This is a genomic window from Haladaptatus sp. CMAA 1909, assembly GCF_043952005.1.
Lineage (GTDB): Archaea > Halobacteriota > Halobacteria > Halobacteriales > Haladaptataceae > Haladaptatus.
In genome coordinates this window covers 845,549-864,248 of sequence record NZ_JBIOAV010000002.1, presented here as the reverse complement: position 1 = coordinate 864,248, position 18,700 = coordinate 845,549, and the positions used below count along the sequence as shown (strand labels likewise).

Annotated in this window: 15 protein-coding genes and 1 pseudogene; 8 read left to right on the top strand and 8 right to left on the bottom strand. The window is 62.1% G+C overall.

Annotated elements, in window-relative coordinates; all coding sequences use genetic code 11:
• Positions 1–285: 285 nt before the first annotated feature.
• The 3 genes and pseudogenes from ACGYLY_RS22060 to ACGYLY_RS22050 all read right to left on the bottom strand — a co-directional run bounded on the left by ACGYLY_RS22060 (position 286) and on the right by ACGYLY_RS22050 (position 4,453).
• Positions 286–1,335, bottom strand: a pseudogene (locus tag ACGYLY_RS22060) (RNA-guided endonuclease InsQ/TnpB family protein).
• Between the two features lie 164 nt (positions 1,336–1,499).
• Entirely contained in the window at positions 1,500–2,615 is a 1,116-nt protein-coding gene (locus ACGYLY_RS22055) for a glycoside hydrolase (protein WP_395284403.1), read from the bottom strand.
• Between the two features lie 215 nt (positions 2,616–2,830).
• Positions 2,831–4,453 (bottom strand): hypothetical protein, encoded by a 1,623-nt coding sequence (locus ACGYLY_RS22050; RefSeq protein ID WP_395284404.1) that lies wholly within the window; start codon positions 4,451–4,453, stop codon positions 2,831–2,833.
• Positions 4,454–4,664: 211 nt separating this feature from the next.
• On the opposite strand from ACGYLY_RS22050, the gene ACGYLY_RS22045 reads away from it, so the two are divergent.
• Entirely contained in the window at positions 4,665–5,615 is a 951-nt protein-coding gene (locus tag ACGYLY_RS22045) for a mechanosensitive ion channel family protein (protein ID WP_395284405.1), read from the top strand.
• A 126-nt stretch (positions 5,616–5,741) separates the two neighbouring features.
• Positions 5,742–6,638, top strand: coding sequence for an NAD-dependent epimerase/dehydratase family protein (locus ACGYLY_RS22040; protein WP_395284406.1), 897 nt, complete (start codon positions 5,742–5,744; stop codon positions 6,636–6,638).
• 64 nt (positions 6,639–6,702) lie between these two features.
• Here the strand turns inward: ACGYLY_RS22040 and ACGYLY_RS22035 are convergent, their stop codons facing one another.
• Both ACGYLY_RS22035 and ACGYLY_RS22030 read right to left on the bottom strand, forming a co-directional pair.
• Complete coding sequence (locus tag ACGYLY_RS22035; RefSeq protein WP_395284407.1) at positions 6,703–6,945, bottom strand: hypothetical protein; 243 nt, start codon at positions 6,943–6,945, stop codon at positions 6,703–6,705.
• A gap of 156 nt (positions 6,946–7,101) precedes the next feature.
• Entirely contained in the window at positions 7,102–8,235 is a 1,134-nt protein-coding gene (locus ACGYLY_RS22030) for a serine hydrolase domain-containing protein (protein WP_395284408.1), read from the bottom strand.
• Between the two features lie 152 nt (positions 8,236–8,387).
• On the opposite strand from ACGYLY_RS22030, the gene ACGYLY_RS22025 reads away from it, so the two are divergent.
• Positions 8,388–8,807, top strand: coding sequence for a GtrA family protein (locus tag ACGYLY_RS22025; RefSeq protein ID WP_395284409.1), 420 nt, complete (start codon positions 8,388–8,390; stop codon positions 8,805–8,807).
• 50 nt (positions 8,808–8,857) lie between these two features.
• Here ACGYLY_RS22025 and ACGYLY_RS22020 read toward each other — a convergent pair whose 3' ends face one another.
• The 3 genes from ACGYLY_RS22020 to ACGYLY_RS22010 all read right to left on the bottom strand — a co-directional run bounded on the left by ACGYLY_RS22020 (position 8,858) and on the right by ACGYLY_RS22010 (position 13,407).
• A complete protein-coding gene (locus ACGYLY_RS22020) occupies positions 8,858–12,646 on the bottom strand; it encodes a glycoside hydrolase family 97 catalytic domain-containing protein (protein WP_395284410.1) in 3,789 nt (1,262 codons plus the stop codon).
• Positions 12,647–12,982: 336 nt separating this feature from the next.
• Positions 12,983–13,132, bottom strand: a complete 150-nt coding sequence (locus ACGYLY_RS22015; protein WP_395284411.1) for a zinc-ribbon domain-containing protein — start codon at positions 13,130–13,132, stop codon at positions 12,983–12,985.
• Positions 13,133–13,248: 116 nt separating this feature from the next.
• Positions 13,249–13,407, bottom strand: coding sequence for a hypothetical protein (locus ACGYLY_RS22010; protein WP_395284412.1), 159 nt, complete (start codon positions 13,405–13,407; stop codon positions 13,249–13,251).
• A 230-nt stretch (positions 13,408–13,637) separates the two neighbouring features.
• On the opposite strand from ACGYLY_RS22010, the gene ACGYLY_RS22005 reads away from it, so the two are divergent.
• The 5 genes from ACGYLY_RS22005 (at position 13,638) to ACGYLY_RS21985 (ending at position 18,546) form a co-directional block, all read left to right on the top strand.
• Entirely contained in the window at positions 13,638–14,096 is a 459-nt protein-coding gene (locus tag ACGYLY_RS22005) for a TRAM domain-containing protein (RefSeq protein ID WP_395284413.1), read from the top strand.
• Positions 14,097–14,291: 195 nt separating this feature from the next.
• Positions 14,292–15,260, top strand: coding sequence for a transcription initiation factor IIB family protein (locus tag ACGYLY_RS22000; RefSeq protein WP_395284414.1), 969 nt, complete (start codon positions 14,292–14,294; stop codon positions 15,258–15,260).
• A gap of 98 nt (positions 15,261–15,358) precedes the next feature.
• The gene (locus ACGYLY_RS21995) at positions 15,359–16,558 is read left to right on the top strand and encodes an MFS transporter (protein WP_395284415.1); all 1,200 of its coding nucleotides are present in this window, start codon (positions 15,359–15,361) and stop codon (positions 16,556–16,558) included.
• Positions 16,559–16,638: 80 nt separating this feature from the next.
• Positions 16,639–18,078 carry an amidohydrolase gene (locus ACGYLY_RS21990; RefSeq protein WP_395284416.1) on the top strand — a complete coding sequence of 480 codons (1,440 nt, stop codon included), beginning with the start codon at positions 16,639–16,641 and terminating at the stop codon, positions 18,076–18,078.
• Positions 18,079–18,168: 90 nt separating this feature from the next.
• The gene (locus ACGYLY_RS21985; protein ID WP_395284417.1) at positions 18,169–18,546 is read left to right on the top strand and encodes a hypothetical protein; all 378 of its coding nucleotides are present in this window, start codon (positions 18,169–18,171) and stop codon (positions 18,544–18,546) included.
• Positions 18,547–18,700: the final 154 nt, after the last annotated feature.

The window sequence follows — 18,700 nt, the reverse complement described above, 5'->3', positions numbered from 1 at the left end:
CGCGCTAAAGCGCGAGGATTCCTCAAAGAGGATATTGAGGTTGCGCGTTTCCTCGGTTCTCAAGGACGCTTTCGCGTGGAACGTCAACGGTAGCCACCGAATTATGACCGACGGTGTGCGTTACAGCGCGTAGAGCCGTGTCAAAGCGGCCTTCCTCCCCATCAACTATGGGCGTCCTCAGAATCGAAGATTCTGATGGGCTGCACAAGACCCATGGTCTTGTGAACGTCAAAGACGGCTGGCTGTTCAACCAGCAAGGGAGCACAATTCGCCTCGCCCGAAGCGTTAGGTTGTGCATGGTTCCCCCTCTCGTTTTCCGATGTTCGCCGCCGCGTTCAAATCAGCGTGACGTTCGTAGCCACACGACGAACATCTGAAATGGTCGTGGTTCCGTGACCCGCGTTCACCACATGAAGAACAGTTCTGACTGGTGTAGGCCGGGTCAACCGTTTCTACGCGGATACCGGCCTGTTCAGCCTTGTAGGTGATGAACGTCTGAAGCTGGTGGAAGTGCCACGAATGGATACCCGACCATCCGGTACGGTCGCGGATTCCTTCGAGTGTTTCAATTCGAATCACTGGATTCTCGAATTGCTTGGCAAAGTCGATGAGCCGACGTGAGAGGGTATGATTGAGGTCGCGGATACGGCGGTGTTCTTTATTACCAACGTGGTTGCGAGCACGAAGTGCTCCCGCTTCTGATAGCGAATCACGAAGGGAACGATATTTCCGTCTGACGTATCGCGCCTCTTTTCCCGAGACCAGCATTGATTCGTCCGTCCCGAGGGCGTGGACGGCGAGAATGTGCCTCTCGCCAATATCAACGCCTATCGGCGTTTCACCGTCAGGTACAGTATCGTATTCGACGGTGAATGAGCAGAACTAGTCGTCGCCACGGCGGTAGACCTGTAGACGAGATTTCTTCGCTTCGCCGTCGAGAATTCGCTCGATGGGTTCTTGAATCTCGTCATGGACACAAATCGGCGTATGCCACCACTGCGAAATGCAGGGAAAGCCAACTACAACCGACCCGTTATCAGTCGTTTCGAGCGTCCAATTCTGGTTATTCGTAGCGAACGGTTGGGCGGCGGTGTAGTCCATCCACCCGTCACGCTTGTACTCGGCCTTTGCCTCTCGAATGGCTTGGTTCTGAACCGCCGAGTACAATCCGTTGTCAATGCTGGCTGTGGTCACGGACATGCCGAGTTTGCCGGAGTCCCATCCGTTAACCAACTGTTGCTTAGTATCACGGTAGACAAGCATGGCGTCTTGCCATTCTTGCCGCCGTGACCGTGTTGGTTGATGGAATTTCGCGGTTACTGTCACCGTGACCATTACATGTGTAATAGAGTTGTAGTGGGTTAAAACTAACCAATATCGGCTATGCTATCGACGGTGGATTGTGTAGTCGATTGTCGGATCCATCCCCGCCCTAAAGGACGGGGCTTTCTCCTCGTATCTCCGTAACAGCACGGACAGCGTCGAGAGACCGGCGCGAGTTATCTCGGACGGGGACCGGTCCGCGAAATCGTGGAACCCTCCATCTCGGCCATCCAATCCGGGTACTCCTTGCGTTCGGTCCCGTCGTAGTCCGGGTCGCCGGACATCGCTTTGAGGGAACGGGCGTCGTCGAGACTCCAGACGGCACCGTCCTCGTGAAAGAGGCCGTTCACCACGCCCTGTTTGCGGAAGTGGAGTTCGGAAGCCGGGCGCAGCATGAGCGACCAGAAGAAGTTCCCGATGTTCGCCTCGTGAATGAGCGGGGCGAGCGACGAGTAGTCCGGATAGCGGGCGTCGCCGGTCACGTCCGCGAAGAAACCCTCGCCCGGACGGACCCGCTGCCACTCGGAGAGCCACACTTGCTTTCCCTGTCTGGATTTCGTGAGCGCCGCCTGTTCGAGTACGCGCCGGAACAGCGCCGGAGTCTGGACGAAGTTGTAGTGGAACTGGAGGATGTCCAACCCCCAGTCGAGGTATTGGGTGTTGTTCGAGAGACTCGTCGATCCCATCGTGAGGGGTCTCGAACCGCGATAGAGCGTCAGCACCTTCGCCATCGCCTCGACGAACTTTCGGGACGACCGCTTCCACCCCGGTTCGTTCGAGAGTTCGATGGCGAGCAACCGTTCGTCGTTTCGGTATCGACGCATGAACCACCGGATGAAGTTTCGGGGCGCATCCCAGAGCTGTTTGTCGAGCATCGTTCTCGTCGACGGAGAGAACGTCTGAACGGCGGTGAAAAGGTCGGAGCCGTGCAGGTTCTCGAAGGTCGGCTCTTCGCCGATACTGTCGAACAACCCGAGGAGGACCTGGATTCCGTACGAGTCCGCGGTTTCGAGGAAGTGTTCCAGTCGCTCCTCGTGTGCGGTGCTGTCTTCGAGCCAGAACTCGTAGCTCAGCCACGTTCTGATGGCGTTGAGGTTCAAATCGGCGGCGTAGCCGAGATCGCGTTCGATGACCTCCGGGTCGTACTCGCGCCACATCTGGAACCGGTTGAACGCCCGCGTCGGGATGTAGATGGCCCCGCGGACGTCCACTGGTTCCCGATTCGACGCCAGTTCGCGCGACCTGTCGACGGCCTGTGTTCGTTTCGAACCGTCGGCCGGCGACGTCGACAACGTGTTGCAGCCGGCGAGGCCGACCGAGGACGAGGTTGCGCCTACTCGGAGGAAATGACGACGAGTCATCCGGGGAGCCATTCGTAGAAGGGCGATTGGTCGAGTCGCACGATAAAGACTGTGCCCGATGGAGATGATTTTACGGATCAGTGAGTAGTGTTACCTCTAGCTCACGTGATAGGAAGTCGAGTGGATGTGATCGACTGCGACGCGAGTCACTCCGGCGCGCGAACCCGAACGACCAGCACGCCCGGATTCTCGTACGAGATTTCGTACCGGTTACTCCGTTCGAGCGACCGGCGCATGCGATCCGATTGAACGGTGGAGATACCCCGCACCGTGTACTCCCCTTTCGGGATGTAGAGGTACGACGGTCGATACCCGTGCGAGCGGATCGTGTGGGTCAAACAGCGTGCGGTGTCGCAGCCCGAAATGCCCTTGTAGGCGTCCATCTGGCGCTGGTAGGCCGTCGGCGTCCTCCATTCGACGCCCCACGGCCCGACGAGAATCGTCCGGTCGGTGAAGTACGGGAACCACTCCGCGGCGTCGCCGACGACGACGAACTCCGCGTCGGACGGCGTCTCCGCCTGAACCCACGACATCGCGGTCGTATCCTCTCGGTCGATGAACGCCGGCATCGCGTCGTGGTTCGTGACCGACTGCCCCGCGACGAACAGGCCGCCGAGACTGACGAGCAAACAGAGGACGACGGCGGTAATGGCTATCTGCGAGGTGGCAGTTCGTTTCGAACCGGAACCGGAGAGGCGGGCGTAAATGGTGGGCAACACGTCCGTCAGTCCGATGGTGAGTATCATCACACCGGGGATGAACGCGAACCGAATCTCGTCCATCAGGAAGACCGAAGCCACGAACCAGAGCGGAAGGAAGTACCGTTCCCGCCGGACGAAGGCGTAGATGCCCAGAAGGAGCAAGACGTACCAGACGACAGTGGCGGGCGTCGCGACGAACGGGTCCCCGAGTCGGTCCAAGAAGACGGTCACTCCCGCTCCGAGGCCGCCGTGCGTCCCCGCCGCCGACGTGAAAACGTCGAGGCCGTGCGTCGAGACGACGCGCAGTATCCATGGGCTCGCGATCAGCAGTCCGCCTCCGGCGACGACGAGTCCGCGTCCGAGACCGTCGAGCGACCGCTGCTCACGGAGGAAAAAGAGGACGTAACTGGCCGCGAAAAACGTGGAGTACGTCGGGTGCGTAAGCAACAGCAACCCGAAGAGGACGGGCGCGACGGTAAGCGACAGATGGGTCCGATAGCGGAACAGCCGAACGCCGACGTACAGGCCGAAGAGGAGGAGGAAAAACGCTGGCGCGCGGACGATACCGCCGGCAGAAAGGTGCCACTGCAGGAGCATCGGGGTGACGGCGGCGATGATCGCGGCGACACCGGCCTTCCCCGACGAGGGAAGGAACTCGCGGGCGAGGTAGAAGTAGGGAACGAAGGCGATGGACGTCACCATCGCCGGAAGCACGCGCGCGATTCGGAGCGGACTCACGCCGAGGTCGAGGAGGACGGCGTTGACGTAGAAGGCCAGCGGTGGATACGCGAACGGAACGCCGTTTCGCGTGTACCCCGCCACTCGGGCGGGAAACGCGTAGTTTCCACTCACGATGGTTTCGGAGATTTTGAGGAAGAGTCCCGCACCGTACGCGGGATATCGGTGCGTCAGGAGGTACGTGGAACCGATGAAGACGGCGGTAGTGAGGACGAGGGCCACTTTTCGGTCCCCCCTGAACAGCGTAGTCTCGAAGAGTTCGTACGATTTTTCGAGGAGATACTCCATGCTTCCCGTATATTCGTCATCGTCGCGTTCGATATTACTCATTGAAGAATGGGGTTAGTGTATCGGAGAGGGCAATCGAACGGTATAGGAATTGTGGCCACGGGACTACAGGACCGTGGCGAAGCGTCACCGAGGTGACCGTACGAGTACGACAGTCGCGCGCTTTCGGTCGAACCGACCGAGGAATTTGTCCACGCGGCTACCGAAAGAAAGTGAAGAAATACTGAAGTTTCGGTGGCCAGTATCAGTTCGTATGTGTTCGACGCTCCCCAGCGGCGTTACTCTTCTCGCGTTGCAAGCGTCCGAGCCCGATATCGCCGCTCGCTACCAAACGTTTCTCTACAAACTCCTCGTGTTCGCAGTGACGTTCGTCCTTGTCTCCCTCCTCGCACGGGTCGCGGCGATTCCGCTCATCGAGCGGCTTCTAAACAACGAACGCGTCAGCCTCACCGTCCGCCGACCCGCGATCAGAACCGCTCGCGTCGTCAGTTACTTCGTCGCGTTCGTTCTCGGACTGTTCTTCGCCCGGTTGGAATCCCTCTTGACGGTGACGGGTGGGTTCGCCGCCGCGTTGACCCTCGCCATCGGTTTCGCGTCCCGCGATATTCTCAACAACGTCGTCGGGGGCCTGTTCATGATCACCGACCCGAAGTTCAACATCGGTGATTGGATCGAATGGAAGGGCGAAAGCAGCGTCGAGGAAACCGACGGCGCGGAAACCGGCAGCGAGGGAATCATCCAGGACATCAGCTTTCGTGCGACGCGAGTACGAACGTTCCGGAACGAACTCATCACCGTTCCGAACTCGACGCTCGCCAACACCGTAGTGACGAACCACGACATCAAGGACCGGCTTCGAATCGACCATCCGTTCAGCGTCATGTACGACGGTGATATCGATGCCATGCGGACGATCCTGCTCGAGGAAGCGCAAGCGAACCCACGAATTCTCACGGATCCCGAACCGACGGTGATAGTGGATGGCGTCACAGCGGCCGGAATCGACATGATCTCCCGGTTTTGGATTTCGAGTCCGAGCCGGGAGAAATATCTCTCCGTTCGGTCGGCGTACTTTCAAGCGGTCAAAGAGCGGTTCGAACGCGAGGGATTCGAGATGTCGCCGGACCTCCTCGAAGTGACGGGGGACGTCGATTTCGACACCACGGAGGTTGCCGTGCGAGCGGGGGACCGGGAGACCGACTGACCCGAAGACCGAACCGGTGTTGCACGAGCGACTCACGGGCAGACACGGCCATTGGTCGGCATCGAAGACGCCGAACGTGGAACGACTCGCGGCGGGTATTTTACGGGCGGAACGAGAAGACCGAACGTGAGCGAGACAGTCGTCGTTACCGGCGGAAGCGGCCGGGTCGGACGCGGGGTATTGGCGCACTTGAACGAGGAAGGCTATCGAACCGTGAACCTCTCGCGGGGCAAGCGCGACGAGAATCTCTCTGACGTCTATCTTCGAACGGACTTGGTCGATGCGGGGACCGTGTACAGTTCGCTCGGAAAAAGCGACGCCGACGCCGTCGTCCACTTGGGAATGATTCCGACGCCGGACGAAACGCCGGGCTATCGGACGTACGAGAGCAACGTCATGTCCAGCTATCACGTTCTCGAGGCGGCGGGGGCGCTCGGAATCGACACGGTGGTTCTGGCGTCGAGTTTCAGCGCGGTCGGTGGCGGATTCGAACCCGAGCGGATCACCGTCGACTACCTCCCGCTCGACGAAGACCACCGTTTGACGCCGTCGAACCCGTACGGGTTGGGAAAGCAGACGCTCGAAATCGCCGCCGACGCGTTCGCGCGCCGCGTCGAAAACCGGCCACGGACGATACTCTCGTTACGGTTCCCGTGGGTAGTCGACGATAACCTGGCGCGCGAGACGTTCGTGGAGGCCGACCGAACCCTCGAAGGGATGCGAAACGCCGACGATTTTCACACGCAGCGAAACACGCTGTTCACGTACGTTCACCTGTCGGACGCGGTCGAACTCGTTCGATTGGCGGTCGAGTCGGACCTCCGGGGCCACGAGCGTTTCTGGGTGTCGGCGCCGGACACCAGCGCCGAAACGCCGACCCGTGAACTCGTGAGGGAGGTCTTCCCCGATACCGAAGTTCGTGATTCGCTCGGCGACGGCGAGTACGCGTCGCTGGTCGATACCGGGAAAGCGCGCGAGGTACTCGGATGGAATCCCACTTGGAGTTGGCGGGAATCGGCGTGACGAACGATCTGGGACGACCGGATGGATCAGGACGGCGAGATAGAACGAAAGACGGAGTTCGAAGTCAACGCTCCGAATACCAGGCGTGCTTTCGTTCGTCGCCGTCGGCACCGTCGCCGGGAGTATCGCTATTCTCGGCTTGCTCTTCCAACTCCGCGACACGCTGTTGAAGCTCCTCTATCTCCTGGCCGAGCGTGTCGATCGTTTCGCTGAGAACGCCGATTATCTTCCGTGTGTCGGGGTCAAGACCGCGTGCAGCCTGCATTTCGTTCACCTGTTGTAGGAGTTCGTCGTGCGAGTCGGTCATGGGCGGAGCATAGGAGGGAACCATCACAAATCCTTTGGTCGATTATATGAGTTATTTAATTTTTGTATTCTAACTGAGGTATGGTCGTGATCGACCGCCGGACAGCGACCAACCGATACGAAGCGAGTTCGTATCCGTGAGACGGACCGACGCCGCTTATCGTCGAACCAGCAACCGCACGGCGTCGGACAGCGCGTTCACCCGCGCGGCGTGCTCGTACGACTCCTCGCGAATGCCGTTGGTCACGTAGGCGAAGCCGATATTCAGGTCCGGGTCGCCCCATCCGAAGATGCTCCCGAGTCCGGCGTGTCCGAAGGTCCGCTCGGTGCTGACGGTACCGAACATGTCGTTGGCCAAGCCGCCGGTCCAGAAGCCGAGCGCGTACCGTGCCGGGCGTGAAAGCGTCCCGTCGGACTCGGTTTCGGCGTGCGTTCGAGTCGCCGTCTCCACCGTCCCCTCCGTGAGAACCCGGGTTCCGTCGAGTTCGCCCCCGTTCGCGATACACGCGTAGAACCGTGCCATGTCCCGCGCCGTTCCGATACCGTTTGCCGCCGGAATCACCGCCCGATGGACGGCCTCCGAATTGAACGTCTCGGCCGATTCGCTCGCCGGAATGCCCAACCCTTCGCCCGGGTCACGGCACCGGTCGAACACGTTGAACCCGGTAAGGGTGGCGACGTCGTCCGCCTCGTCTTCGTCGAGGCCGATGGAGGTGTCGTCCATACCGAGGGGCTCGAACACGTTTCGAGCGACGTACTCTTCGACGGGGTGGCCGCTGATTCGGCGGATGAGTTCGCCGACCACCCAACCGTAGTTAAACGCGTGATACGCCGGTTTCTCACCCGGCGGAAAGACGGGTTCGATGTCCTCCATCGCCTGCACGACGGCGTCCCAGTCCCCCCACTTATCGGCCCGTTCGTCGAACTCCCCGTACGGGATGCCGGCGGTGTGGCTGAGGACGTGTCGAAGGGTGATATCGGCCTTTTCGCACCCCTCGTCGGCGAATTCGGGCCAGTGGTCGACGACGGGGTCGTCGTAGCCCGCCTCGCCCCGTTCGACGAGTTGGTGTAACCCGACTCCCACGTAGGGTTTCGTACACGAGAAGACGATGTGCGGGGTTTCCGTCGTCGTCGGTTCGCCATCGGGGGTGGTCGAACCGCCGGCGAAATTTACCGCGAGTTCCCCGTCCACGTACACCGCCAGTTGGGCACCGTGATGCAGTCCGACGTCCAGTTGCCGGTCGAACGCGGCACGGAGCCGTCGCTTTTGTGCATCCGAAATCCGTGACATAATAAACCAGTTCCGTCGATGGAGCTTAACGTTATTGTCAGGAAACGACCATCGAACCGGCCCGCCGAGATACCCACTCTTTCGTCGATTGCACGGACGGGTCCGAGGAGAAACGACAGGGATACACCGCCCGCCCCCTCAGATATGAAGGGATGGTTCGGGAGTTCCTTCGTGACCTCCGACGCGGCACGCTACCGCAGTTACGGCGGTTCGTCGTCGTCGGGAGCATCGCCGCAGGCGTTCAACTCGTCCTGCTGTGGACGTTCGTCGACAAAGCCGGGCTCAACTACCTGCTCGGCGCGCTGATCGCCATCGAAATCACGATCCTGTTCCAGTACACGCTCAACAACGCGTGGACGTTCCGAGCGACTCGAAACGCCACGAGGAGCGACTATCTCTCCGGATTGCTCAAAACGAACGTCGTGCGCGGAACGGCGATTCCGATTCAACTCGGTATCCTCTACGTCCTCGTGAACTCGGGAGACGTTCTCTATCTACTCGCCAACGCCGTCGCAATCGCGATCAGTGGCGTCTATCGGTTCGTCCTCGATTCGCGGTGGACGTGGGGGTGATGCCGAAAAAAGAAGAGCGGAGCATGAACGACGACGAGAGCCGATTTTCCCTATTCGAGCGACACGTACGGCACCGCCGCCAGCGCGTCCGCGGAGTAGTCGAGCACCGTCCCCTGTGAAACGTCCTCGGGTGTGATCACGTCGATGAGCAGCGGCGCTCGGTCGATGGCATCGGCCTTTGCCCCGCCGAACCGGTGGCCGCCGGCCTCTGCGAGAACGGGCCTGAACTTGCCGTACTCTTCGGAGCCGACGCCGGCGACGATTTCCAGGTTTTCGAGGTCGGAACCGCCGAAGGCGTCGTGAGCGATGTCCAGCGTGACCGTCCCGGCATCGAAGTCGACGCTGGGACGGAGGGAGACGGCGTTCCCGTTCTCGTCGGTCAATGCGGAACCGCCCGCGTCGACCGCACCCATCGCCCACCCGGTGATGTGCAGGCGGTAGTGCCATGGCCGCTCGAAGGAGACGTTCGCCCCGAGGTCGTCGAGGTTCTCGGCCGTTCCCCCGCTCATGTCGGGGTCGCGCACCCACAGGACGAACATGTGCGGCGAGAACCGGCCGCCCCACACGTCGTAGAGGGTCTCGACCTCGAACGTGAACCGGGCCAGACTGGGCGTCCGTGCGACCGAAACCGACGACAAGTCGAACGCTCCGTCGCGGTACGCGTCGGCGGTCGGATAGGTGTACGCGCCGGGACCGTCGTCGTCGCCGGTCGCGTCGTCGATGACGGCGACGGTTTCCGGCGGCGTGACCCTCACGGTTTCCGTCGCCAGGGTGTCCCCGTCCGTCGTCCGAACCGTTACTTCGTAGGTTCCCGGTTCGTCGAGGGCGAAGGCGAACTCGTCGGTCGCGTCCGCGGTGTTGGGCGGGAACCGGACGTTCGATACGGTTCGAATTTCGCCGTCGATGACCACTTCGGCCGTGGTACCGCCGATGTAGTCACCGTCGTTCGATCCAGTCGCAGTGATGAACGGCTCCCGGATGAACGTCTCGTCGTTGACGGCAACCTCGACGTCCTGTTCGGGTCGTTCGTACGTGGGCAAGTCGTGAATTTCCCGGCCGCGAGCGGGACGAATCCGGACGGCGGTGCCGCCGCTTCCGACCATCGAGGCCACGAGCGTCGTGTCCGGCGTTACGATGGCCTCGTCGATGCGGACCGGTTCGAGGTTCCCGTCAAAACTCGCGTCGATGCCGTCCGAGTATAGTTCGGCGACGTACTTCGGTCCCCTCGGCCGGTGGCAGTCGTCGCGTCCGTGTCGTCCTCCCTCTCCGCGCCGTCCGCCTTTTCCGTGCTTCCTTCCATTTCCACGGTTTCTCCCCCGCTCCGGCCGGGGGCTGAGGAATCCGAGGTCGATGTCGAGCGCGCGACCGCCCTCGTCGGTCATCGCACCGACGTACCAGACGTCGTCCTTCTTTCGTGCCGTGACCATGTGGTCGCCGATGGCGGAATCGAGGACGCGGGTGTCGTCCCACCCCGCCGCGGGGACGTCCTCGATGAACTGGAAGGCGTCGATGGTCGGACCGCGAATCGGCGCGGTTTCCGGTTCCGGCATCGGTTCGCCGGTGTCGGTGAGCGCGACTGAATCGAGGTTGAACCCGCCGCTGTCGTCCTCGGAGAGCAGGACGCCGACCGTCTCGGCGTCGTCTTCGAGCGTCACGGTCGCCGAGACGGAATCCCAGACGTCCCAGTAGTCCGTCGTCGGGAACGTGACCTGTGCGGCGGGCGAGCCGTCGACGGTGATGGTGGCAGTTCGTGGCTGGTCGGCGGGTACAGCGTTGTTCTCCGCATCGCTGGCGTACCGCAGGTGCAGGTCGTGCTCGCCCGCCGCGACGTCTTCGAGCGTCCACGTCACCGTCGAACCGGGGGCTGCGCTGTTGGGGTCCACCTCGACGTACCGCTCGCCTTGGGCGTTGGTCCAACTCGACGCCGCGCCGAAGCCGTCGTCGTCCCCGAACTCGGCCTGTGCGACGTCGCCGACGGAGACGGTAGGCGGCTGGTCGGCCAGATAGGAACTCGGGAGGTCAGCGACCATCTGGAGGCCGCTGAAGTACGTCGGGTACATCGCGAGTTGTTTCGCTCGCGTCGTCTCGATGCCGCCCGACCCGGAGTCCATGTCGAAGATTCCGGGCGTGAACTCGACGGGACCGCCGAGCATCCGCGTGAACGGGAACGTGACGTGGTGGGACGGCGGAACCTCGCCGAAGGAGTCGTACTCCTGTCCGTACACGCCCTCGCGTGTCATCAGGTTGGGATAGGTGCGTCGACGCCCCGTGGGGTGAATCGGCTCGTGCATCTCCAACATCTGTCGGTTGGCCGCGGCCGTGCGAGCGACGAGATGGTGGTGGTTTACCAGCACCTGATTGTGGTGGTTGTGTCCCTCGCCGGCGAGGTCGCCGTCGTCGTTGACGTACCCGTTCTTGACCGTGTGAATCCCGAGGTCGTCGTACAGCGGGAACGCCTCGTCCAGTTGGGACTCGTAGTTCTCGAACCCGCCCGCGGTCTCGTTGTGCATCGTCATCTGCGTCGGCGGGTCGAGGCTCGGCCCGTAACTCGTCACCTCCCGCAGGTCGAAGTCCGGGTACGGTTCGGTGAAGTCGAACGACCCGCCGCCGCCGTCGGGATAGCTCGACCAGCCTTCGTTCCACCCCTCGACGAGGACGCCGGAGATGTCGTGTTCGCTCGCGAAGTCCATGTACTGTTTCACCCGGCCGGTCTGGGCGCCGTGATTGCCGGTCTGCATGCCCTGATACTCCCACTGGGCGCGACCGGTTATCATCAACCACCACACGCCGACGAACTTCTGTGGCTCTATCCAATCGACGCCTTGCGGGAACTCGTCGGGGTCGTACTCCTCGTTGAGGTTGACGATCAGGTTCGACTCGACGAGGTCGCCGGGGCGTTCGCCGAGTTGAATCGTCCGCCACGGCGACCGATGCGGGGCCGAAGCCGACACTTTCGTCCCGTCGGGAAGGGGTGCCAGCGCGGCCTCGAAGGTCGTACCCCCCTCCGAAGTGGGTTCGACGGTCATCCCCGCGTAGTCGACGAGATCCGCCTCGTGGACGCTCACGTACAGGTCGTCGGCCGCCCGCATCGTGATGGGCGTGTGCGCACCGCCGAAGGAACTCTCGGCTCCGATGTCGCTCAGCGGCGTCTCGTTGTACGTGTACTCGTAGCTGTTGAAGTCGTTGGGAATCCACCACGCGTCGTAATCGTCCGCGAAGGCGAACTCGGTGCGCTCTGCGCTCACGACGAAGTCGCCGAAGCCACCCTCCTCCGGGAAGACGTATCGGAACCCGACGCCGTCGTCGAAGGCGCGGATTTCCAGCGTCAGCGCACGTCCGTCCTCGCCGGACTCGGCCAAACCGAGGCGCAACTCCTCGTAGTGTTCCCGGATTTCGTCGTACTGGTCCCATACCGGTGTCCACGTCTCGTCCGTCGTGGACCGTTCGCTACCGGTGACGGTGAGTCCCTCGACGAAGTCGGGTTGGTTCCGGAACTCGAAGCCCAACCCCGCGTCGTCCACGACGGTCGTTCCGTCGTAGGCGACGCTGTACCTCGGCACGCCGTCCGCGACGCTCACCGTCACCTCGACGGAACGATCCGGGGAACGGAGTCGTTGTGTCGGTCCATCGTCGCCATCGGTTACCTGCGCGGCCGTTTCGTCGGCGACGGTGAGCGAAAACGTCGACGCCGCGACGAGCGACGCCAACCCGCCGACGAACCGCCGTCGAGTCGGCGAGCTATCTCCCGCCGCCAACCCTTGATTTCTTCCCGTAACCGTCCCTGTACTATTCGCGTCCCCGACTTCATCCGTGCTCTCCAGAGTATGATCTTGTGTCATGAGCGCCTGCAAATAGCGACTCGGGATCGAGCGACATAATAATTGAGGCAGAAAAATTACTTCCAACATGTTAGCCACGCGTTGCCACCATGGGTTACGGATCGAATGGAGCGAGTCGGTGTGACGGACCGGAGACAGGTGACGAAAACGATTCGAAGAACGGTCAGGCTGATGGGATGTGTTCCCGGAGTTAAACGCAGTAACTGCTTCGGTCGGTCTCCTGCCGAGGTCGTCCCGTCCACCGCCGGAATCGCCGTGAGCGAGGGCGGACGTGTTATCGGACGTTTCGCAGGGTTAATGGGCACACGAAACGGGTCGAGATACCGAATCGGACGATTACGAGACGTCGAATTCGACGATTTCGGACGATCCACAGACGGGACAGATTTGGTCCGAAGGGTCCAGCGTCGTTCCACAGTTCCGACATTCGTAAATAAGGCCGTTCTCGTCAGCTAACCACTGCCGCACCGCAGCAGAGAGTGACATGACCTCTGTGCTTCGTCATCCAATACAATAAGGGTTCCCGTATCGAGCACTCGTGGCACCGGACGACGGAACATGTTCGGTGAGAACGGACGCCATTTGTGGCTAAAGTGGCGATATTAGACGAAATCGGCAACACAGTCGGCACCGCACAGCACCGATTCTTCGAAGCGGTCGTCCTCGTCCGCTTCTGGACGGGAAGCGGAGACGTACTTGTGGCGCTGGTCGAGTTTCACTTCTATCCCACAGTTGGCACAAAGGGCAGTTCGTGAGGTCATCAGTACACGGGTAGAGACGTGTACGAGTTCGGCCGATTTTTCTCGCTGTGATACCGTACTCATTGCTACGTCCTGACGTAGTCCCCTGGTATGAAGGAAGTGACCACGCCACATTTTGCCACAACTACCCACGCCCCTGTCAGGTTTCGGCCGGAACGAGGCGGAACAGCTACCGATATCGGTGGAGTCAAGGTTCTGTTCGTATAACGGTATACTGAAAGAGAGTTTCTATGGATATTCCCGACGAATTACTTAGCGTATTTAGTGCGACGGTGAACGAAGACGGCGATTCGTACACGATTACCATCCCCGAGCGGGAGATTACGAAGGGTGACGTCGAACGCGGTGAGGCGTATCGGATCGCCGTACTCGGACCGGTCGACCGTCCCGACGCGGAGACGGAGGAATCGACGGCTTCCTCCCCGCAGGAAAAACAGCCACAACAAACACGACAACCGGAACAGACACGGCAACCACAACAGGAACCGCCGGTCGAGGAGGGGGATCGCCACACGGTAGAGATAGAAGGTATCGGCGACCAAGGCGACGGAATCGCCCGCATCGACCGCGGCTACGTGCTCATCGTTCCCGACACGGAAAAGCGCGACCGCGTCACCGTCGAAATCACCAACGTCGCGGCGAACGTCGCCTTCGCCGAGGTCGTCGAACGGAAACCGTACTACGAGTAACCGGCCGTCGGTCATTTGGGAACCGTGTCCACTGTCGCGTTAGCCTGGCGTTCGGAATACGCCCCCGAGCCGTGCGTGAACGGTCGTTTCGACGGTCTCTCGACGCCATTCTTACTTTTTGAAAATCATCGATTCGACTATCGTGTATGCCACACACAGTCATAGCGGGACCGAGGACGCGGACGGAGTCGTACAATGGAACAGCGAACACGATCCACGGACCGACAAACCGAAACGGATCACGAGAACCGCGAAGAGCGGAGCGTCGACACCGGCACTCGCGAGTGTCCGGAGTGTGAAGCACGGATTTCGATCTCGGGCGATGCGGCCGAGATAGTCTGTGATGACTGCGGACTCGTCGTCTCCGAGAGCCGTATCGACCGCGGCCCCGAGTGGCGTTCGTTCTCCACCGAGGAGAACCAGCAACGCAGTCGGGTCGGCGCGCCCATGACGTACCAACTCCACGACAAGGGATTGAGCGCGACGATCGGCCGACGGGACGTGGATGCACACGGGAACGCCCTCGCGAATCGAAAGCGGCGGAAGATGCAGCGACTCCGTACGTGGGACGAGCGATATCGCTCGAAATCGAACCGTGAGCGGAACCTCAAGCACGCTCTGGGGGAGATTTCCCGGATGACAGCGGCCCTCGACATCTCCAAATCGGACGCCGAAACTGCCAGCGTCATTTATCGACGGGCGCTCGAAGACGACCTGCTTCCCGGACGCTCCATCGAAGGGATGGCGACTGCAAGCCTCTATGCGGCGGCCCGACAGGGAGATGTGCCGCTCAGTCTTGACGATTTCGCGGTCGTCAGTCGAGTCGAACGGCGACGAATTCAACGGGCGTATCGCTACATCACGAGCGAGTTGGCCATCGGAATCGCGCCCACCGACCCGGCGCAGTTCGTCCCCCGATTCACCTCCGAACTCGATTTGAGCGACGAGTCGGAACGGCGAGCTCGCGCCCTTCTCGATGCCGCGAAGCGCCACAACGTACACAGCGGGAAGAGTCCCGTCGCGCTCGCGGCGGCGGCGGTGTACGCGGCCGCGACGCTCTGCAACGAATCGGTGACACAGGAGCGAGTCGGGACCGTCGCCCGCGTCGCCCCCGTGACCATCAGAAAACGATATACCGAGCTGTTGGAGGTGTACGAGGATTGAACGCCCCCCTCCTGCTGCGGTCGATCTGCGGATAAAATACGTGATAATTACGGCGGACGCTACACAATATATTTCCGACGCTGCGTCCTCGCCAGCGTATGGAAACGGTCACCGACGACGAAGCCGTCGCGGATTTCGACACCCGTCGCTGGTGGACGGTGGCGATTTTCGGGTTCATCGCGCTCGAAGGGGCCGCGTTGCAGATGCGGGGTGCCATCATCCCCGTCATTCGGGACGACTTCGGCACCTCCCAGTGGCAGTTGGGACTAGTCCCGCCCGCGGGGACGGTCGGATTCCTGATTTTCGTCGCGGCCGTCGGTGCCGTCGCCGGGCGGTACGACACCCGGATACTCCTGTTGCTCGGAATCGCCGGTGCCGGCGTCGGCGTCCTCCTGATGGGGCTAGTCCCGTCGTTCGGGCTCTTTCTCGTCGCCTTGGTCCTCCGAGGGTCGTTCAGGGGCATCGGACGGGGAAGCGATAGACCGCTGTTGAGCCACCTGTACCCCCACAGACGCGGTCGACTGTTCGGCTACTACGATATGATGTGGGCCGTCGGCGCGACGCTCGGCCCGCTCGCCGTAACCGCCGCGCTCTGGGCCGGGAACTGGCGGTTCGCGTACTACGCGCTCGGCGCGTCGTTTCTCCCGGTCGTCGCGCTCATGTGGTATCTCCCGAAGCCGTCCGTCGGCGGTGGCGACGACCCGCTGACGTTGATGGAGTTGCGCCGAATCGGTCGCAAGCCCGCGGTGTTGGTGATGGCGGTCTGTATCCTGTTCTCGACCGGCGTCGAGGGCGGGCTGTTCACGTGGCTCACGACGTACACCCAAGGTCGGCTTCCCGGATCGTTGGTAACCCTCTCGCTGAGCGTGTTGCTGGTCGCCTACATTCCCGGACGGTTCGTCGCCGGGTCGCTCGCGGAGCGATTCGGCTACGTCCCGCTGAGCTTCGGTCTCGGAAGCATCTGTCTGCTGTCGGCAGTCTATACGTTCGTGTTTGCGTCGGGGGTCGCGGTACTGGCCGGAATCTTCGGTATCGGACTCGCGCTCTCGGGACTGTATCCGACGTTGCTGGCGTACGCCACGGAGAGCACGCCCGAACACAGCGCACCGGTCAACGCCATCGCCCTCGTCGTCTCCTCCTGCGGTATCGCGGGCGTTCCCGCGGCGATGGGATTCGTCATCGACGGGATGGGCGTCGTCCGGGCGATGCGACTCCTGGTCGTTCCGCTCGTCGGGTTACTGGTCGTGACCGCCGTCGCGTGGGTACGAATCGGAACGGTCGACCGCACGGGCGCGTGATCGACCGAGATTCACCTCGACTCCGACCGCCGACTGCCGGTGAGCGAACCCTTTTGCTACCGTCCGTTAACAGCTAGTACATGACTGTACGGGAACGGGAGTCCGAAAAGGAGACGGTGAAGGACGCGTTGTTCGACACCATCGAAGCCGAGCGTGAGCGACTACGGACTATCGCCCGCGACATCTGGGAAAATCCCGAAGTCGCGCTCCGGGAGTCCGAATCGAGCGAGCGGCTCCGGTCGGTTCTTCGGGAGGAAGGGTTCGAGGTGACGACCGGCGTCGGCGGCATCGAGACGGCGTTCGTCGCGCGATACGGGGAGGAAGAGCCCGTCGTCGGGACCATGGGCGAATTCGACGCCCTGCCGGGAATGAGCCAAGCGGCGACCGCCGAACGAGAACCGATCGAAGCCGGTGCGCCGGGGCACGGCTGCGGACACAACCTCTTCGGCGTCGGCAGTCTCGGCGGTGCAATCGCCGTCAAGCGCGCCATCGAAGGTGGCGAGTTGTCAGGGTCGGTCGTCTTCTTCGGCACGCCGGCGGAGGAGGCCGGTGGCGGGAAAGTGTACATGGTCCGCGACGGGGCCTTCGACGACGTGGGTGCGGTCGTCTCGTGGCATCCCGGCTGGTACAACGCGCCCGGGAAGGGGTCGTGTCTCGCCGTCGACGCGTTCGACTTCACGTTCCACGGGGAGACCTCGCACGCCGCGGCCGCCCCCGAATCCGGGCGGTCGGCGCTCGATGCGGTACAGCTCCTGAACATGGGCGTGGAGTTCATGCGCGAACACGTCTCCGACGCCGCGCGCATCCACTACGTCATCCAGAACGGCGGTTCCGCGGCGAACGTCGTTCCCGGCGAGGCGAGCGTGGAGTACCTCGTGCGTGCCCCCGAGCGCGAGGAAGTGGAACGGATTTCCGACTGGGTTCGCGATATCGCCGAAGCGGCCGCGGCGATGACGCGAACGGACCTCGACGCGACGAAGACGTCCGGGATGTACGGCGTCCTGCCGAACCACACCCTCGCCGACGCGATTTTGGAGAACATGAAACGAGCCGATTTCCCGCTCGACGACGAGCAGAAAGCGTTCGCAGCCGAACTCCGCGAAACGCTCGGCGACGCGGAGGGAGCCCTCCGAGAACTCCCCGAATCGGAGCGAGAGGCGGCGCGCGAGGAGGCGATGTTCTCCACGCCCATCGATGCGACGGACGAGGGACAAACGGGGTCCTACTCGACGGATTCCGGCGACGTCTCGTGGAACGTCCCGCTCGGCCGGTTCAGGGCCGCGACGTGGCCCGTCGGCACCCCCGCTCACTCCTGGCAAGCCGTGGCGTCCGGGAAGAGTTTGGGGACGGCGGGAATGGAGTTCGCCTCGAAGACCATCGCGGCGACGCTCGTCGACCTGCTCGAAGACGAAGAACTCCGACGGCAGGCGCGTGCGGAGTTCGAAGAACGGTCGGCGGATCACGAATACGAAAGTCCGCTTCCCGACGGAGCCGACCCCTACGAGCTCGTGAGTCGCTGACCGTCCCGGTCGAGTGTTCCCCTCTTTCCGTGAGAAACGCGATTCCGTACCGGCCAAAGACATTTACGCGACGATAGTGCAGTACGCGTAATGGTTAGCAGAGCGATATATGTGGGGGCGGCGATAACGGCCGTCAGTAGCGCGTTCGCGGGGAGCGTCGGTGGAAGCGGTGCCGTCGCGCCGTGGGGAATATGTGGCGGAATCATCGCCGGGTGGACCGCGGAAACGATATCGGACGGCATGTTCGATGGCGCTCTCGCGGGGCTTCTCGGCGGCGTTGCAACGATGGTACTATTGGGCGCTTTCAGCGCAGCGAGGACGGTGCTCACCACTGCTGACGTCGGCACCGGCGGCTTCGTCGGCGCGTACACGTCCGTCGTCGTCGGACTGATGATCATCCCCACGTTCACGGTCGAAGGGGTCGTTATCGGCCCCCTTTCGAGATACGTGAAGGCCTCTCTCGGGTGACGAATGAGGTATGAATGGAGTCCCCGCTCGGGGTACGCTATGGCACGCGTGCAAGCGGGGGGAGGACGTGGCGGGGCAGGGTAGGGGTGGGTCGGGAGTGATGGCGCCAGACCCGAGGGACCTCGTCAGGGAGTCATTGGCGACCGCGCCACGA

Bases quoted from the DNA above. Each gene is read 5' to 3' on its own strand.
- ACGYLY_RS22050 (WP_395284404.1), bottom strand. From the start codon at position 4,453: ATGAGTAATATCGAACGCGACGATGACGAATATACGGGAAGCATGGAG.
- ACGYLY_RS22045 (WP_395284405.1), top strand. From the start codon at position 4,665: ATGTGTTCGACGCTCCCCAGCGGCGTTACTCTTCTCGCGTTGCAAGCG.
- ACGYLY_RS22035 (WP_395284407.1), bottom strand. From the start codon at position 6,945: ATGACCGACTCGCACGACGAACTCCTACAACAGGTGAACGAAATGCAG.
- ACGYLY_RS22030 (WP_395284408.1), bottom strand. From the start codon at position 8,235: ATGTCACGGATTTCGGATGCACAAAAGCGACGGCTCCGTGCCGCGTTC.
- ACGYLY_RS22025 (WP_395284409.1), top strand. From the start codon at position 8,388: ATGGTTCGGGAGTTCCTTCGTGACCTCCGACGCGGCACGCTACCGCAG.
- ACGYLY_RS22020 (WP_395284410.1), bottom strand. From the start codon at position 12,646: ATGACACAAGATCATACTCTGGAGAGCACGGATGAAGTCGGGGACGCG.
- ACGYLY_RS22015 (WP_395284411.1), bottom strand. From the start codon at position 13,132: ATGTCACTCTCTGCTGCGGTGCGGCAGTGGTTAGCTGACGAGAACGGC.
- ACGYLY_RS22010 (WP_395284412.1), bottom strand. From the start codon at position 13,407: ATGACCTCACGAACTGCCCTTTGTGCCAACTGTGGGATAGAAGTGAAA.
- ACGYLY_RS22005 (WP_395284413.1), top strand. From the start codon at position 13,638: ATGGATATTCCCGACGAATTACTTAGCGTATTTAGTGCGACGGTGAAC.
- ACGYLY_RS22000 (WP_395284414.1), top strand. From the start codon at position 14,292: ATGGAACAGCGAACACGATCCACGGACCGACAAACCGAAACGGATCAC.
- ACGYLY_RS21995 (WP_395284415.1), top strand. From the start codon at position 15,359: ATGGAAACGGTCACCGACGACGAAGCCGTCGCGGATTTCGACACCCGT.
- ACGYLY_RS21990 (WP_395284416.1), top strand. From the start codon at position 16,639: ATGACTGTACGGGAACGGGAGTCCGAAAAGGAGACGGTGAAGGACGCG.
- ACGYLY_RS21985 (WP_395284417.1), top strand. From the start codon at position 18,169: ATGGTTAGCAGAGCGATATATGTGGGGGCGGCGATAACGGCCGTCAGT.